Origin of the sequence: Streptomyces toxytricini (assembly GCF_014649915.1) — a bacterium.
Taxonomy (GTDB): domain Bacteria; phylum Actinomycetota; class Actinomycetes; order Streptomycetales; family Streptomycetaceae; genus Streptomyces; species Streptomyces toxytricini.
On record NZ_BMTY01000022.1, the window covers coordinates 77,010 to 91,898 of the forward strand.

A 14,889-nucleotide genomic window follows, 5' to 3' on the forward strand; every position below is an offset into this window, starting at 1 on the left:
GGTGACGGGGGGCCGCCCCCCGTACGAAGATGTCCGCATGTCAGACACCCTCCGCAGCGACATCCCGTCCCGGCTGCCGCGCCAGGTCGCCGACGCCTACGTCGACGACCTCATCGCCCTCGACCCGATCACCGGCACCTACCTCGGTGTCGCGTCGAGCTCCCGCAGCCTCCCGGACTTCTCCCCGGCCGGCCGTGCAGCCGTCGCCGACCTGGCCCGCACCACCCTCGCCCGCCTCGACGCCGCCGAGCGGCTGCCCGGCGCGGACAGCGACGCCGAACGGCGCTGCGCCCGCCTGCTGCGGGAGCGCCTCACCGCCGAACTCGCCGTGTACGAGGCGGACGAGGACCTGCGCACGGTCAGCAACATCCACTCCCCCGCGCACGCCGTCCGGGAGGTCTTCACGCTGACCCCGGCGGACACGGAAGACGACTGGGCCGCCATCGCCGAGCGCCTGCGGGCGGTCCCCGCGGCCCTGGGCGGCTACCGCGAGTGCCTGCAGCTGGGCCTGGACCGCGGCCTGCACGCCGGCCCGCGCGCCACCGCCACGTTCATCGACCAGCTCGCCACCTGGGCCGGCCAGGACGAGGACGGCACCACCGCCTTCTTCGACGAGTTCGCGGCCGGCGGTCCCGAGACCCTGCGCGCCGAGCTGGCGGAGGCGGCCTCCGTCGCGACGGCCGCCGTGGCCGGCCTGAAGGCGTGGATGGCACAGGTGTACGCCCCGGCGGTCGCGGGAGCGCCCGACGCGGTGGGCCGCGAGCGGTACGCCCGCTGGTCGCGCTACTACAACGGCACGGACCTCGACCTGGACGAGGCGTACGCCTACGGCTGGTCGGAGTACCACCGCCTGCTCGCCGAGATGAAGACCGAGGCGGCCAGGATCCTGCCGGGCGCGGGCCCGTGGGAGGCACTGCGCCACCTGGACGAGCACGGCACCCACATCGACGGCGTCGAGGAGGTCCGGGCCTGGCTGCAGGGCCTCATGGACGAGGCCGTCGAGAACCTGGACGGCACCCACTTCGAACTCGCCGAGCGGGTCAAGCGGGTCGAGTCGATGATCGCGCCTCCTGGCGGCGCGGCGGCCCCGTACTACACCAACCCGTCCGAGGACTTTTCGCGTCCCGGCCGGACCTGGCTGCCGACGATGGGGCAGACCCGCTTCCCCGTGTACGACCTGGTCTCCACCTGGTACCACGAGGGGGTGCCTGGCCACCACCTGCAGCTGGCTCAGTGGACGCACGTCGCCGACCGGCTCTCCCGCTACCAGGCGAGCGTCGGCCTGGTCAGCGCCAACGTCGAGGGCTGGGCGCTGTACGCGGAGCGCCTGATGGACGAGCTGGGCTACTTCAAGGACGCCGAGCAGCGCCTGGGCTACCTGGACTGCCAGATGATGCGCGCGGCGCGGGTCATCGTCGACATCGGCATGCACCTGGGCCTGGAGATCCCCGCCGACTCGCCGTTCCACCCGGGCGAGCGTTGGACGGTGGAGCTGGCGCAGGAGTTCTTCACGCTGCACAACAGCCGGCCGGCGGAGTTCATCGAGAGCGAGGTGACGCGCTACCTGTCGATGCCGGGGCAGGCGATCGGCTACAAGCTGGGCGAGCGCGCCTGGCTGCTGGGCCGGGACAACGCGCGCGCCGCGCACGGCGACTCCTTCGACCTGAAGGCGTGGCACATGGCGGCGCTGTCGCAGGGCTCGCTGGGCCTGGACGACCTGGTGGAGGAGCTGTCCCGCCTGTAGCGGCACCCGGGGGCCGCCGGTGGAACGGCGGCCCCGTCCGGCGGGGGCGGCTCAGCAGCCGCAGTCGTCCGAGTCGGTCGGCGCGGTCAGCGGGTCGGCTTCGGGCCGCTGCTGCCGGCCCTGCCAGGTCTCGACCTCGAAGCCCTCGCGGATCCAGTACTCGATGCCCCCGAGCATCTCCTTGACCTGGAAGCCGAGTTCGGCGAGGGCGAGGGCGGACCGGGTGGCGCCGTTGCAGCCCGGGCCCCAGCAGTACGTGACCACGGGGACGCCCTTGTCGAGGACGCGCTCGGCCTGTTCGGGGATGAGCGCCGTCGGCAGGTGGACGGCGCCCGGGATGTGCGCCTGGTCCCAGGCCGGGGTGGAGCGGGAGTCGACCAGCTGGAAGCCGAGGTCGGCGCCCTCCTCGCGGTGGGCGCGGAAGGCGGCGGCGACGTCGGCCGTGTCCGCGTGGAAGGCGAGGCTGGCGGCGAAGTAGGCCGCGGCCGCGGCGGGCGCCGCCGGGGGCACCCGCAGGACGGGGTTCACGGGCGCGGCGGTGCGCCCCACAGCGGCGGCGTCGGAGGCGGCGGGCTTCGGTGTCGTCGTCATGGGCAGGAATCTACGGCCCGCCGTGATCATCCCGGAAGGGTCTTTCCCCGGCCTTCCCCTTGTTCCGCCGTGGATTCCCCTGCTACATCTGCCTCATGACCGAGTATTCCCCCGACACCACGGACTGGCGCATCCTCGCGGCCCTCCAGGAGGACGGGCGCGCCAGTTTCGCCGAGCTCGCCCGGGCGGTGTCCATGTCCGCGAGCGCCGTCACCGAGCGGGTGCGCCGCCTTGAGGAGGCCGGGGTGATCACCGGGTACACGGCCGTGGTGAACCCGGAGAAGCTGGGGAAGTCGATCCTGGCGCTGGTCCGGCTGCGCTACCCGCACGGCAACTACAAGCCGTTCCACGACCTGCTGGAGGCCACCCCGGAGATCCTGGAGGCCCACCACGTCACGGGCGACGACTGCTTCGTGCTGAAGGTAGCCGCCCGCTCGATGGGGCATCTGGAGGAGGTGGCGGGCCGGATCTCCGGGCTCGGCGCGGTCACGACCAGCGTCGTGTACTCCTCGCCGCTCCCCCGCCGTCCCCTCAGCCCGTAGGGGCGGCGGTGTGGTGGCGGACCACCGAGCCGCCGCGCTGTTTGACGACTTCGAGCTGGGCTTGGACGCGGGTGCGCAGGTCGGCGACGTGGCTCACGATGCCGACGCTGCGGTCGCGTTCGCGCAGTGAGTCCAGGACGTCGAGGACCTCGTCGAGGGCCTGGTCGTCGAGGCTCCCGAAGCCCTCGTCGATGAACAGGGTGTCCAGGCGGACGCCGCCCGCCTCGTCGGTGACGACGTCGGCCAGTCCGAGGGCGAGGGCGAGGGAGGCGAAGAAGGTCTCGCCGCCCGACAGGGTGGCGGTGTCGCGCTCGCGGCCGGTCCAGGCGTCCACCACGTGGAGGCCGAGGCCGGAGCGGCCGCGTCCGCTCGCCTTCGCGTCGGAGTGGACGAGGGTGTAGCGGCCGCCCGACATGCGCAGCAGCCTCACCGACGCGGCGGCCGCGACCTGCTCCAGGCGCGCGGCCAGCACGTACGCCTCCAGCCTCATCTTCCGCTCGTTGTCCGCGGAGGTGCCCGCGGTAAGCCCGGCCAGCCGGGCCACCCGCTCGTACGCCTCCCGCAGCGGGCCGAGGGCGCGCAGTTCGAGGTCGGCCTGGCGGGAGAGCCGGTCCAGTTCGGCGCACCGCACGCGGGCGGCGTCGTACGCGGACGCGGCGGTGCGCAGGCGGGCCGCGGCCCGCTCGGCTTCCGCTTCGGCGCCGGCGGGGTCGGCCGGCGGGAGGGCGGCCGCGGCGGCGGTGTCGCTTTCGGCGTGCCGGTCGGCGAGCGTGGCCTCCTCGGCCTGCCAGGCGTCGAGCCGGTGCCGGAGCGCGGTGCGCTCGTGGTCCGGGAGGACGGCGGCGGCCGCCTCGGCGACGGTGTCGAAGCCGGCCTTGAATGCGGCGTCGGCGAGCTGGCCGTCGGCCTCCTTCAGCCGGGCGGCGGCCGCCTCGGACCGGCGCAGCGCCGCCGCGGCCGCGGTGACCATGCGGACCCTGCCCTCCAGGATTTCGGCGCGGGCCGCGACGGTGGGGGCATCGCCCCGGACGAGGGCCAGTTCGGCTTCGAGGGCGGCGTGTTCGCGGTCGAGGGCCTCGCGCCGGGAGGCCCGGGCGGCGGCGCGGCGTTCCGCTTCGAGCCGGTCGGCGGCGCGCGCGGTGTGCTCGCGGTCGGCGCGGGCCAGTTGTTCGCGGGCCGCGTGCAGTCCCGCGGCGGCGGCGTGGGCGGCGGAGTGCCGGGAGCCGAGGTCCTGGGTGAGGGCGAGGAGTTCGGCGGTGGTGGCGTCCCCGGCGGCCGCTGCCGCCTCGGCGCGGGCCTGCAGGACGGCGGCGCGCTCCCTCTCCCGCGCGGCGCGGCGCTCTTCGGCCTGTTCGTAGCGGGTGTGGGCGGCGTCCTCGGCGGCCCGGTCCACGTGCCCGGGGGCGGGGCGGGCGGGCGCGGGGTGCTCGGCCGAACCGCAGACGGTGCAGGGCTCCCCCGCGACGAGCGCGCCGGCGAGTTCGGCGGCGATGCCGCGCAGCCGCGCCTCCTTGAGCTCCAGCCAGCGCTCGCGGGCCGCGGCTGACTCCTCGCGGGCCGTGAGGAGTCCGGCTTCGGTGCGCCGGGCGTCCTCGTCCAGGGCGTCGCGGCGCCGGGCTGCGTTCAGGTGCAGCCGGGCGGGCTCCAGCCGGCCGGCGAGTTGCTCGGCGAGGGTGGCGGCCTGCTGGGCGGCGTCGACGCGGGCGGCCAGGGCGGTACGGGTCTCCTCCCAGCGGTCGAGCCACTCGGCGGATTCGCGCAGCTGCTCCTCGGCGGCGCGGGCCTCGCGGTCCAGGGCGGCCCGTTCGCGGGCGGCCTCGGCGCAGCGCTGCTCGGCGCGGCGGGCGGCGCCCAGCGCCCCGAGGTCCTCGCGGAGCCGCTGTTCGACGGCGGCCAGCTGCTCGGCGCCCGCCCCGGCGAGGGAGGCGGGGAGTTCGGCGCGGGCGGCGGCCTCGGCTCCGGCGGCGGCCCGGCAGGCCGCGGAGGCGGCCTCGCGCAGGTCGAGCGCGGGGGCGACCAGGGCGGCGCGGGCGGCCCGGTCGAGGAGGTCGCGGACGCGCTGCCGTTCGGGGGCGGCCTGTTCCAGCAGGGCGGCGCGGCGGGCCGTCTCGGCGTGCCGGCGCTGAAGGCGGTCGAGTTCGCGGGCCTCCTCGGCGGCCCGGCGGGCGGCGGCGTGCCGGCCCTCGACCGCGGCCAGTGCGTATTCGGCGACGGCGAGGCGCTCGCGGGCGGAGCAGCGGGCGACCGCCGCCCAGGCGCGGACGGCCGCGGCGAGGCCCGGGTCGCCGGGCTGCAGCGCGGGCAGCGGCCGGGCGCGCAGGTCGGCGCAGTCGCCGGCGGCCTGGGCGATCCGCTGGACGGTGCCGAGGACTTTCTCGTCGCCGGCGCGGACGCGCGCCTCGGCGGCGCGGCGGCGCTCGGCGAGCAGGGTTTCGACGGCGGCGAAGCGGCGGGTGTCGAAGAGCCGGCCGAGGAGGCGGCCGCGCGCGTTCTCGTCGGCCCGCAGGAACTTGGCGAACTCGCCCTGCGGGAGGAGGACGACCTGGCAGAACTGCTCGCGGCTCATGCCGAGCAGCTGCTCGACCTCCTCGCCTGTCTCCTGGTGGGACCTGCTCAGCCCGGTCCACTGCCGGCCGTCGTACTCGCGCAGCAGGCTCTGCGCCTTGTCCCGGGTGGTGCCCGTGCCGCGCTTCTTGGGCCGGTCCTGCTCGGGGCGCCGGGTGATCTCCAGGCGGCGGCCGCCGGCGGTGAATTCCAGGCTGACCTCGGTGGGGGTGCCGGGGTCGGCGTGGTCGCTGCGCAGGGTGGTGCCGGGGGCCTGGCGGGCGCCGGGCACGGCGCCGTAGAGGGCGTAGCAGACGGCGTCGAGGACGGAGGTCTTGCCCGCCCCGGTCGGTCCGTGCAGCAGGAAGATGCCCGCGCCGGACAGGGCGTCGAAGTCGACCTCCTGGGTTGCGGCGAACGGCCCGAAGGCGGTGATCCGGAGCTGGTGCAGCCTCACCGGCGGGCCTCCTGCCCTTCGGCGCCGGCCGCGGCGCGGACGTCCTCGAAGGCGTCGTGCAGGACGGCGCGCTCCGCGTCGTCGGGGGCGCCGCCGCGGACGTGGGCGACGAAGTCCTCGGCGATCTCCTGGTCGGTGCGGCCGCGCAGGCGCTGGGCGTAGGTGGCCCCGCCGTCGTCCTCGCGGCCCTCGGGGTCGAAGGCGAGGCTGAGGGTGTGGGGGAAGCGGGCGGTGAGGCGGGCCATGGGGTCGTCGGGGCGGATGGGGTCGGTGAGGACGGCTTCGATCCAGGAGTGCTCGTGCGCGGTGTGTGCGGGGTCGTCGAGGAGGTCGTCGAGCCGTCCGCGGAGCCGGGCGAGGGGCCGGGGGACGGGGGTGTCGATGCGCTCGGCGGTGATCTCGCCCGCGGGGCCGAGGTCGACGAGCCAGGTGCTCTTGCGGTGGGCGGCCTCGGAGAAGGAGTAGGCGAGGGGGGAACCGGAGTAGCGGACCCGTTCGTTGATGGTCTGGCAGCCGTGCAGATGGCCGAGGGCCGCGTAGTCGACCCCGGCGAAGACGGAGGCCGGGACGGCTTCGACGCCGCCGACGGCGATGTCGCGTTCGCTGTCGCTGGCCTGCCCCCCGGTGACGAAGGCGTGGGCGAGGACGACGGAGCGGGTGCCGGCGGGCCGCCCGGCGAGGTCGGCGCGGACGCGGTCCATGGCCGCGCCGAGGACGGCCTCGTGGCCGGCCTTCGCGGCGCCGACGGTGTCCTTGACGAGGGCCGGCTCCAGGTAGGGCAGCCCGTAGACGGCGACGTCGCCGTGTTCGTCGGCCAGGACGACGGGGTCGGCGCAGCCCTCGGGGTCGGTCCTGAGGTGGATGCCGGCCCGGCCGATGAGTCCGGCGCCGACGCCGAGGCGGCGGGCGGAGTCGTGGTTGCCGGAGATCATCACGGTGGGCACGCCGAGGTCGGCGAGCCGGTGCAGGGCGCGGTCGAACAGCTCGACGGCGGGCAGCGGGGGCACAGCCCGGTCGTAGACGTCGCCGGCGACGAGGACGGCGTCGACGCGGTGCTCGCGGACGGTGTCGACCAGGTGGTCGATGAAGACGCTTTGCGCGCCGAGCAGGTTGACCCGGTGAAAGGACCGGCCGAGGTGCCAGTCCGAGGTGTGCAGGAGCCTCACTCGGCGGCTCCGCCGGCCGTTGCGCACCGCATGCCCGTCCGTCCCCCTGCGTCGCCCGCTGCCGATGAACTCCTCCGATGGACCCCCTACGCTAACGCCTCGACCACGGCCCGCACCGCCGTTCGGGGGGCGTCGGGCAGGGCGGTGAGACGAACGTCTCAATCGGGGCGAACCGCCCCCCAGGCCCCGCAGGTTCCGGTGTCAGGCGGCGTACGTCTCCCCGCCGAGGGTGAGCACGGCCGTGCCGGCGGTGGTGTCGGCGAGCCAGGCTTCGAAGGCGGGCAGGTCCGCCTCGGGCAGGGCGACCTCGATCTCCACGGCGGCGCCGTAGTGCAGCCCGACGACGGTCCGCCCGGTGGAGCGCAGGTCGTTCTGCGTCTTGCCGGCGCGCTGGTGGTCGACGGTGACGGTGGCCAGCCGGTAGCGGCGGCGGGTGACGGTGCCGAGCTCGTCGAGGGCCTCCCCGACGACGCCTCCGTAGGCGCGGATGAGCCCGCCGGCGCCGAGCTTGACGCCGCCGTAGTAGCGGGTGACGACGGCGACCGCGTACCGGATGTCGCGGCGCATCAGCATCTGGAGCATGGGGACGCCGGCGGTGCCGCCGGGCTCGCCGTCGTCGCTGGCCTTCTGGACGGCGGCGTCGGCGCCGATGACGTACGCGTAGCAGTTGTGCGTGGCTGCGGGGTGCTTGCGGCGGATGCGGGCCACGAAGTCCTGCGCCTCCTGCTCGGTCGCGGCCGGGGCGAGCGAGCACAGGAAGCGCGAGCGGTTGATCTCGGTCTCGTGCGCGCCCTCCCGGGCCACCGTCGCGTACTGGTCTGACTTCACCGCTCCACCCTAGTCCGTGGCCGCGGACGGCCCTGGGCCACCGCCCGGGGAGCGAACCGCTGCCCGGGCCCTGCACCCTCGCGCCGGTACCGCGGGGAATCGGGCGGGCGTCCCGGCCGTTGAGCGGGTGCGGCCGGTCGGCGGCCGTGAGCGGCAGCATCGCAGCAGGAGGCGCATCCGTGTACGGCGACCCGGCAACCATCCGCAGGATCCTCACCGAGCTCGGCGACACCTGGGCCGTGGTGGGCCTGTCCAACAACACCGACCGGGCCGCCTACGGGGTGGCGCGGGTGCTCCAGCGGTTCGGCAAGCGGGTGGTGCCCGTGCACCCGAAGGCCGAGACCGTGCACGGCGAGCAGGGGTACGCCTCGCTCGCGGAGATCCCGTTCAAGGTGGACGTGGTCGACGTGTTCGTCAACAGCTCCCTCGCGGGTGATGTAGCCGACGAGGCCGTCGCTGCCGGCGCGGACGCCGTCTGGTTCCAGCTGGGGGTGGTGGACGAGTCCGCGTTCGCCCGGACCCGTGCGGCCGGGCTGGAGATGGTCATGGACCGCTGCCCCGCCATCGAGATCCCGGCGCTGCGGCCGTAGCCCGGCCCGGCCGTCAGGGCCCGGCGACGGGCGGGATGGAGACGGCGAGGGTCATCTCCATCGGTGTCCCGCCTTCGTTGCGGTAGGCGTGGGGGGCGTTCGCCTCGAAGGAGACGGCGCCGCCCGCGGGCACCGCGTACCGCTCGTCGGCGACGACGAGGGTCAGCTCCCCGGCGGTGACGTGGAGCATCTCGAAGGTTCCGGCCGGGTGCGGGTCGGAGTCGGCGGCCTCGCCCGGCTCCAGGCGGTAGCTCCACATCTCGACAGGGCCGCGGCGGTCGTCGCCGAGGAGCATGCTGGCGCGGCTGCCCGCCTCGGTGGACCACATGCGCACGCCGTGCCCCGGGAGAACCACGTGCACCTGGGGGGTGCGGTCCCGGTCCAGGAGCGTGGTGATGCTGACCCCGAGGGCGTCGGCGAGCTTGACCGTGGTGCCGACGCTGGGGTTCGTACGGGCCTGCTCGATCTGGATGATCATGCCGCGGCTCACCCCCGCGCGGGCGGCCAGCGCCTCCAGGGTGAAGCCGCGCTCGCCGCGCCAGTACCGGAGGTTGCGGGCGAGGGCCTGGGTGAGCTGTTCGAAGTCCGACACGTTCCGTCCAATATCCTGGATGCCGCAGTCCAACAGAATGAACTATCGTGCCGCGTACCCGACGCTGCACTCCACCGTTCACCGCACTGTACTGCGAGGCCCCGCCCATGACCTCCCTCTTCGCCCTGGCCACAGCCGTGCTGTGGGGACTCGCCGACTTCGGCGGCGGGCTGCTCACCCGGCGGCTGCCGGCGCTGACGGTGGTCGTCGCGTCCCAGGTCCTCGCCGTGCTCGCCCTCGGGGCGGTCGTCCTGAGCACCGGCGCCTGGCGGGAGGCCGGGCCGCAGCTGTGGTTCGCGGTCGCAGCCGGCCTGGTCGGGCCCGTCGCGATGCTCAGCTTCTACAAGGCGCTCGCGCTCGGCCCGATGGGCGTGGTCTCGCCGCTCGGCTCGCTCGGCGTGGTCGTCCCGGTCGGCGTCGGCCTGGCGCTGGGCGAGGAGCCGGGGGCGGGCCAGTTCGCCGGGATCGCCATCGCCGTCGTCGGCATCGTGCTCGCGGGCGGCCCCGAACTGCGCGGGGCGCCGGTGCAGCGCCGTGCTGTGGTGCTGACGCTGATCGCGGCCTTCGGGTTCGGCGCCGTGATGGCCTTGATCTCACACGCCTCGGCGAACGTCACTGGGCTGTTCCTCGCCCTGTTCGTGCAGCGCGTCGTCAACGTGGCCGCCGGCGGCGCCGCCCTGTGGGTGCAGGTGCGGCGCGGCTCCCCCGCGCTCCCGGACGGCACCGGCATGCGCACCCTGTGGCGGCTGCTGCCCGCCCTCGCCTTCGTCGGGCTCGCCGACGTCGCCGCGAACGGCACGTACTCCGTCGCCGCCCAGAACGGCCCGGTCACCGTCGCCGCCGTGCTGTCCTCGCTGTACCCGGTGGTCACGGCGCTCGCCGCGTACGCCGTGCTCCGGGAGCGGCTGCGCGCGGTCCAGGCGGCCGGCGCCGGCCTCGCCCTCGCAGGGACGGTTCTCCTGGCCGCCGGATAGGTACGGGCCTACCCCGCCGCCGGCTCGCCGGCGGCCGCCCGGGCGGTGCGCTGCTCGGCCTCGGCCAGCTCCCCGAGCGCCCGAAGCTGGTCGGGGGTGACGCCGTCGGGGATCGGCACGGGGGCCGGGGTGCGCAGCGGAGGCTGCCAGCCGCCCTCCTCGGTCCACCGCCGGACGATGCGGGCGGGCGCGCCCGCGACGACCGCGTGGTCGGGCACCTCGCCTCGGACGACCGATCCCGCGGCGACGACGACGTTCCGGCCCAGCCGCGCTCCGGGGAGGATGACCGCGCCGGTGCCGAGCCAGCAGCCGGGGCCGATCTCGACGGGCGCGCTGCGCGGCCACTGCCTGCCGACCGGCTCGTTCGGGTCGTCGTAGCTGTGGTTCGTGGAGGTGATGTACACCCCGGGCCCGCAGAACGTGTCGTTCCCGATGGTGATGCGGCTGTCGGCTATGACGTGGGTGTCGCGGCCGAGCACCACGCCGTCGCCGATGACGAGGACGGGCTCTGCACCGAGGTCGAGGCCGGGCAGCATCCCGGCGGTGAGCGTGACCTGTTCGGCGACGATGCAGTGGTCGCCCAGCCGGATCCACTGCTCGCCGAAGACGGTGCCCTGGGGGAAGGCGAGCCGCGTGCCGTGCCCGATCGCCCCGAAGCGGAGCCGCCCCGGTGTCTGCGCGGTGACGGCGCCGGCCTGCTGCATCCAGCGCCAGGCGGCGTGCGCCGCGCGGCCGGCGAGGCGGCGGCGCAGGGCGGTCAGAGATGAGAACGTGTTCTGGTTCTTCGGCACCGGCTCACCGTAGCGTGCCGGGGCCCCGGCCGCGCCGTGACCTTCACCCCATCGCAGGCCGGAGGACGGCCATGGCCTACGGTGCCCCTGGCGCGACACGTCGGATCCACCGGGCGCGCCGCCCCCGGGCGGCCGTAACACCCAGGACTGAGGAAGAGAACATGGCGGAACACGCGGACCACGCCCCGGCCGGGGCACTCGTCGCGGGCGTCGGGGGAAAGAGCCCGCAGATCGACCCCGGCGCCTTCACGGCGCCGACCTCGGTCGTGGTCGGCGACGTCACACTGGGGCCGGGCGCGAGCATCTGGTACTCGGCGGTGCTGCGCGCCGACTGCGGCCCGATCGTGCTCGGCGCCGACAGCAACGTGCAGGACAACTGCACGCTGCACGTGGACCCCGGCTTCCCGGTCACCGTCGGCGAGCGCGTGTCCATCGGCCACAACGCGGTCGTGCACGGCTGCACCGTCGAGGACGACTGCCTGATCGGCATGGGCGCGACCGTCCTGAACGGCGCGGTCATCGGCGCCGGCTCGCTGGTCGCCGCGCAGGCGCTCGTACCGCAGGGGATGGTGGTCCCGCCGGGCTCGCTCGTCGCGGGCGTCCCCGCGAAGGTGCGGCGGGAGCTGACCGACGAGGAGCGCGAGGGCATCCGGCTCAACGCGGCGATGTACCGCGAGCTCGCGGAACAGCACCGCGCCTGCGTCGCCCCGCACGCCTGATCCGCGGCGGATCCGGCGGGCCCGCCCGGCACGCCTGATCCGCCGCGGCCGCCGGCGTCAGCTGCGGGCGGCCGCCGGCTCGGCCTGCGCGGGCTCCTCGGGCGCCTCCGGCGCCGGAGCCTGGGCGGCCGCCTTCGCGGCGCGCCGCTTGATGACGATCATCGAGGTGAGGCCGACCAGCACCGCGAGTACGAGGCCCAGCCAGGAGAACCGCTTCAGCCAGGCTTCGGCGACGATGCCGACGTAGTAGATGACGGCCGTGGTGCCGCCCGCCCACAGGATGCCGCCGAAGACGTTGGCGATCAGGAACTTCCAGTACGGCATGTGCAGCACGCCGGCCAGCGGCCCGGCGAAGATCCGCAGCAGGGCCACGAACCGGCCGAAGAAGACGGCCCACATGCCCCACTTCTCGAAGGAGCGTTCCGCGAGGGCGACCTGCGCCGGCCCGAAGTGCTTCGGGAACCGCTTCCCGAGCCGTTCCAGCAGGGGCTTGCCCCCGCGGCGGCCGATCGCGTAGCCGATCGAGTCTCCGACGATCGCCCCGGTGGTGGCGCAGATGCCCAGGACCAGCGGGTCGATTTCGCCGTGCTGCGAGGCGAGCAGCGCCGAGCTGACGAGGATGATCTCCCCCGGCAGCGGGATGCCGAGGCTCTCCAGCCCGATGACCCCACCGACCAGGACATAGATGGCCACCGCCGGAATCTGCTCCAGCCATTCCTGGATGTGCACCGGTGCGTCCTCCCGTTTGCGAACCGGCGCGTCCCCGGTGACGCGCCGAACGGGCAGCCTATCCGTTCCGGACGACAGCCCCCGCCCGCAGCGGCAGGTCGCGCGAGGAGCGGCCCGCGAAGACCTCCCGCCGGCCGGTGCCCAGGACCCAGGCGTGCTTCTCCGCATCCCAGCAGGACAGGGCCCGCGCGTCGACCCCGACGGTGACCCGCTCGGACTGCCCCGGCCCCAGCATGAGGCGCCGGTAGCCGGCCAGGGCGCGCACCGGCTGGTCGAGGGCGATCCGGGGCGAGGGGCCGACGTACACCTGGGCGACCTCGGTGCCCTTGCGGCGGCCGGTGTTGCGGACGGTGAACTCGACGCGCAGCCCGGCGCCCTCGGGCCGGACCGCGAGGTCCGCATACTCCCACGAGGTGTACGACAGCCCGTGTCCGAAGGGGAACAGCGGCGCCGCGCGCTGCGCCTCGTACCAGCGGTGGCCGGTGTGGACGCCCTCGGTGTACTCCTCCCGTCCGCCCGGCCCCGGGCCCTGCGGGCTCGCGGCCGCCGGGCCCTGCCGTTCGTCGGCCGGGAACGTCTGGGTGAGCCGCCCGCCCGGGTCGGTGTCGCCGAAGAGGACGGCCGCGGCGGCCTCCGCGCCCGCCTGGCCCGGGTGGTACATCTGGAGGACCGCGCCGGTGCGGGCGAGCCACGGCATGGCCGTGGCCGAGGGCGTCTGCAGCACGACCGTGGTGCGCGGGTTCGCCGCAGCGACGGCCTCGATCAGGGCGGCCTGTCCGCCGGGGAGGCCCAGCGAGGCCCGGTCCGCACCCTCGGCGGTCTCTTCGTGGGCGAACAGCACGACGCTGCGGGCGGACTTCGCGAGCCGTACGGCCTCGGCGACGTCGGCGGCCCTCGTCGCGCCCGTGGTGCGGCGCATCCGGAACCGCTGCCCGCGGGGGCCGCCCCGGGCGGTGACGGACAGCCGGTGCTCGCCGGCCCGCAGGGCTACGGTGTGGCGGCGGACGGCGAGCCCGTCGGGCGCGGCGGCCGGCAGTCCGCCCGCGTACTGCTCGGCGGCGCCCTGCCGGAGGGGGAACAGCTCCTCGCCGTCGAGGCGGACGGTCGGGCGCTCGCCCGAGTAGTGGACGAGCAGGGTCCATTCGTCGTCCTCGGCGAGGGTGAAGCGGCCCTCGTGGCTCCAGGTGCGCCCGGCGGCGACCCACCGGTCGTCAAGGGCGGCGGGCGGGGTCAGCAGGTCCGGAGGGAGCGGTCGGCCGTGGACGTCCTCGCCGGTCGCGTGGACCACCGAGGCGCCGCTCCCGGCGCGCCGGACGAGGGCGGTGAGCGGGGAGGCGGCCTCGGAGGAGCCGCCTGCTGCCCCCGCTGACGGCATCCGGGCGGTGGGCCCGATGACGGCGAGGGAGCGGGCCGCGGCCCCGGACAGCGGCAGGGTGCCGCGCTCGTTGCGGAGCAGGACGGCGCCGGCGGCGGCGGTCCGGCGGGCGAGCCGCGCCCCGGCTGCCGCGTCGCGGGCGGGCCGGGCGCCGGGCCGGCCGTCGAGGTGGCCGAACCGGTCCATGGCGGTCAGGATGCGGCGCACCGCCTGGTCGACGGAGGCCTCGGCGACGGTGCCGGCGCGGACGGCCTCGACGAGCGGGGCTCCGAAGCGGGTGTCGCCCGGCATCTCCATGTCGAGGCCGGCGCCGATGGCCGCGACGGTGCCGTGGGAGGTGTCCCGGTGGGAGAGCACCCAGCCGGCGAAGCCCCAGCGGCCGCGCAGCACGTCGTCCAGGAGGGCCGTGTTCTCGCAGGCGCGGGTGCCGTTGACCTTGTGTGGTCCGGCCACGACGGCGCCGGCCCCGGCGGCGACGGCCGCCTCGAAGCCGCGCAGCGCACTCTCGTGCAGGGTCCGCTCCCCGGCGACCGCGTCGGCGATGTGCCGGCCCTGCTCCCGCGTGGCGAGGGCGAAATGCCGGACGGCGGCGACGACGCCCTCCTCCTGGATGCCGCGGACCACTTCGGCGACCAGGTCGGCGGTCAGCCGCGGGTCCTCGGAGAATCGCTCGGAGTTCCGGCCGCCGAGTGGGGTGCGGATGAGGTCGGCCGCGGGGGCGAGCAGCACGTCCTGGCCGAGGGCGCGGGCCTCGCGGCCGAGGACGCGGCCGTACTCGCGGGCCAGCGCCGGGTCGAAGGCGGAGGCCAGCACCACGGGCGCGGGCAGGGCGGTGGCCGGGCCGGCGCCCCGCACCCCGGCGGGGCCTTCGGCGAACCGCAGCGGCGGGATGCCCAGGCGGGGTACGCCCGGCAGATGGCCGGCGGGGGCGCGTCCTGCAGGGTCGGGGGCGCCGTGCAGGAGGGCGGTCTTCTCGGCCAGGGTGAGCCGCTCCAGCAGGGCCTCGACGCGGGCGGCGCTGCCGGGCCGGCCGGTTGCCGCCGCGGCGCCCGCGCCCGCCGCCGGAGCGGGGGCGGTACGGGTGGTCCCCGTACGGGCAGTGGCGCCGGGCGGCAGCGCGGCTCCGCAGCCGCCCGCGCCGAGCACCGCGCCCGCCGCGCCGAGGGCGCCGAGCAGCCGCATCGCCGAACGCCGGGAGAGGGCCCCGCTCATGACACGGCCTCGCTCATGGTGCCCCCTGCGGCTCC

At 75.8% G+C, this 14,889-nt stretch carries 13 protein-coding genes; 5 read left to right on the forward strand and 8 right to left on the reverse strand.

All coding sequences use genetic code 11. From position 1 onward, the window contains the following. Positions 1-37: 37 nt before the first annotated feature. Positions 38-1,744, forward strand: a complete 1,707-nt coding sequence (locus IE170_RS25585; protein ID WP_189811785.1) for a DUF885 domain-containing protein — start codon at positions 38-40, stop codon at positions 1,742-1,744. Between the two features lie 51 nt (positions 1,745-1,795). On the opposite strand, the gene IE170_RS25590 is transcribed toward IE170_RS25585, so the two are convergent. Then, positions 1,796-2,335 (reverse strand): rhodanese-like domain-containing protein, encoded by a 540-nt coding sequence (locus IE170_RS25590; protein WP_189811786.1) that lies wholly within the window; start codon positions 2,333-2,335, stop codon positions 1,796-1,798. A 95-nt stretch (positions 2,336-2,430) separates the two neighbouring features. Between IE170_RS25590 and IE170_RS25595 the strand changes: the two genes are divergently transcribed. Then, positions 2,431-2,877, forward strand: a complete 447-nt coding sequence (locus tag IE170_RS25595) for an Lrp/AsnC family transcriptional regulator (protein WP_189811787.1) — start codon at positions 2,431-2,433, stop codon at positions 2,875-2,877. On the opposite strand, the gene IE170_RS25600 is transcribed toward IE170_RS25595, so the two are convergent. The 3 genes from IE170_RS25600 to IE170_RS25610 form a co-directional block, all read right to left on the reverse strand. After that, positions 2,867-5,878 carry an AAA family ATPase gene (locus IE170_RS25600; protein ID WP_189811788.1) on the reverse strand — a complete coding sequence of 1,004 codons (3,012 nt, stop codon included), beginning with the start codon at positions 5,876-5,878 and terminating at the stop codon, positions 2,867-2,869. The genes IE170_RS25595 and IE170_RS25600 overlap by 11 nt on opposite strands. Then, positions 5,875-7,044, reverse strand: a complete 1,170-nt coding sequence (locus IE170_RS25605; RefSeq protein WP_189811789.1) for an exonuclease SbcCD subunit D — start codon at positions 7,042-7,044, stop codon at positions 5,875-5,877. The genes IE170_RS25600 and IE170_RS25605 overlap by 4 nt, the downstream gene beginning before the upstream one ends. 201 nt (positions 7,045-7,245) lie before the next feature. After that, the gene (locus tag IE170_RS25610) at positions 7,246-7,872 is read right to left on the reverse strand and encodes a YigZ family protein (protein WP_189811790.1); all 627 of its coding nucleotides are present in this window, start codon (positions 7,870-7,872) and stop codon (positions 7,246-7,248) included. Positions 7,873-8,051: 179 nt separating this feature from the next. Between IE170_RS25610 and IE170_RS25615 the strand changes: the two genes are divergently transcribed. Further along, on the forward strand, positions 8,052-8,462 hold the full coding sequence (locus tag IE170_RS25615; RefSeq protein ID WP_189811791.1) for a CoA-binding protein: 411 nt from the start codon (positions 8,052-8,054) through the stop codon (positions 8,460-8,462). A 13-nt stretch (positions 8,463-8,475) separates the two neighbouring features. Here the strand turns inward: IE170_RS25615 and IE170_RS25620 are convergent, their stop codons facing one another. Continuing rightward, entirely contained in the window at positions 8,476-9,054 is a 579-nt protein-coding gene (locus tag IE170_RS25620; RefSeq protein ID WP_189811792.1) for a helix-turn-helix domain-containing protein, read from the reverse strand. A gap of 107 nt (positions 9,055-9,161) precedes the next feature. Here IE170_RS25620 and IE170_RS25625 point away from each other — a divergent pair, with 107 nt between their 5' ends. After that, a complete protein-coding gene (locus tag IE170_RS25625) occupies positions 9,162-10,028 on the forward strand; it encodes a DMT family transporter (protein ID WP_189811793.1) in 867 nt (288 codons plus the stop codon). Between the two features lie 8 nt (positions 10,029-10,036). Here the strand turns inward: IE170_RS25625 and IE170_RS25630 are convergent, their stop codons facing one another. Continuing rightward, positions 10,037-10,819 carry an acyltransferase gene (locus IE170_RS25630; RefSeq protein ID WP_189811794.1) on the reverse strand — a complete coding sequence of 261 codons (783 nt, stop codon included), beginning with the start codon at positions 10,817-10,819 and terminating at the stop codon, positions 10,037-10,039. A gap of 161 nt (positions 10,820-10,980) precedes the next feature. Here IE170_RS25630 and IE170_RS25635 point away from each other — a divergent pair, with 161 nt between their 5' ends. After that, positions 10,981-11,538: a gamma carbonic anhydrase family protein gene (locus IE170_RS25635; protein ID WP_189811795.1), complete on the forward strand. Its 558-nt coding sequence runs from the start codon at positions 10,981-10,983 to the stop codon at positions 11,536-11,538. Between the two features lie 57 nt (positions 11,539-11,595). Here the strand turns inward: IE170_RS25635 and IE170_RS25640 are convergent, their stop codons facing one another. Beyond that, positions 11,596-12,267, reverse strand: coding sequence for a DedA family protein (locus IE170_RS25640; RefSeq protein ID WP_189811796.1), 672 nt, complete (start codon positions 12,265-12,267; stop codon positions 11,596-11,598). A gap of 58 nt (positions 12,268-12,325) precedes the next feature. Beyond that, the gene (locus IE170_RS25645; RefSeq protein WP_189811797.1) at positions 12,326-14,854 is read right to left on the reverse strand and encodes a beta-glucosidase family protein; all 2,529 of its coding nucleotides are present in this window, start codon (positions 14,852-14,854) and stop codon (positions 12,326-12,328) included. Positions 14,855-14,889: the final 35 nt, after the last annotated feature.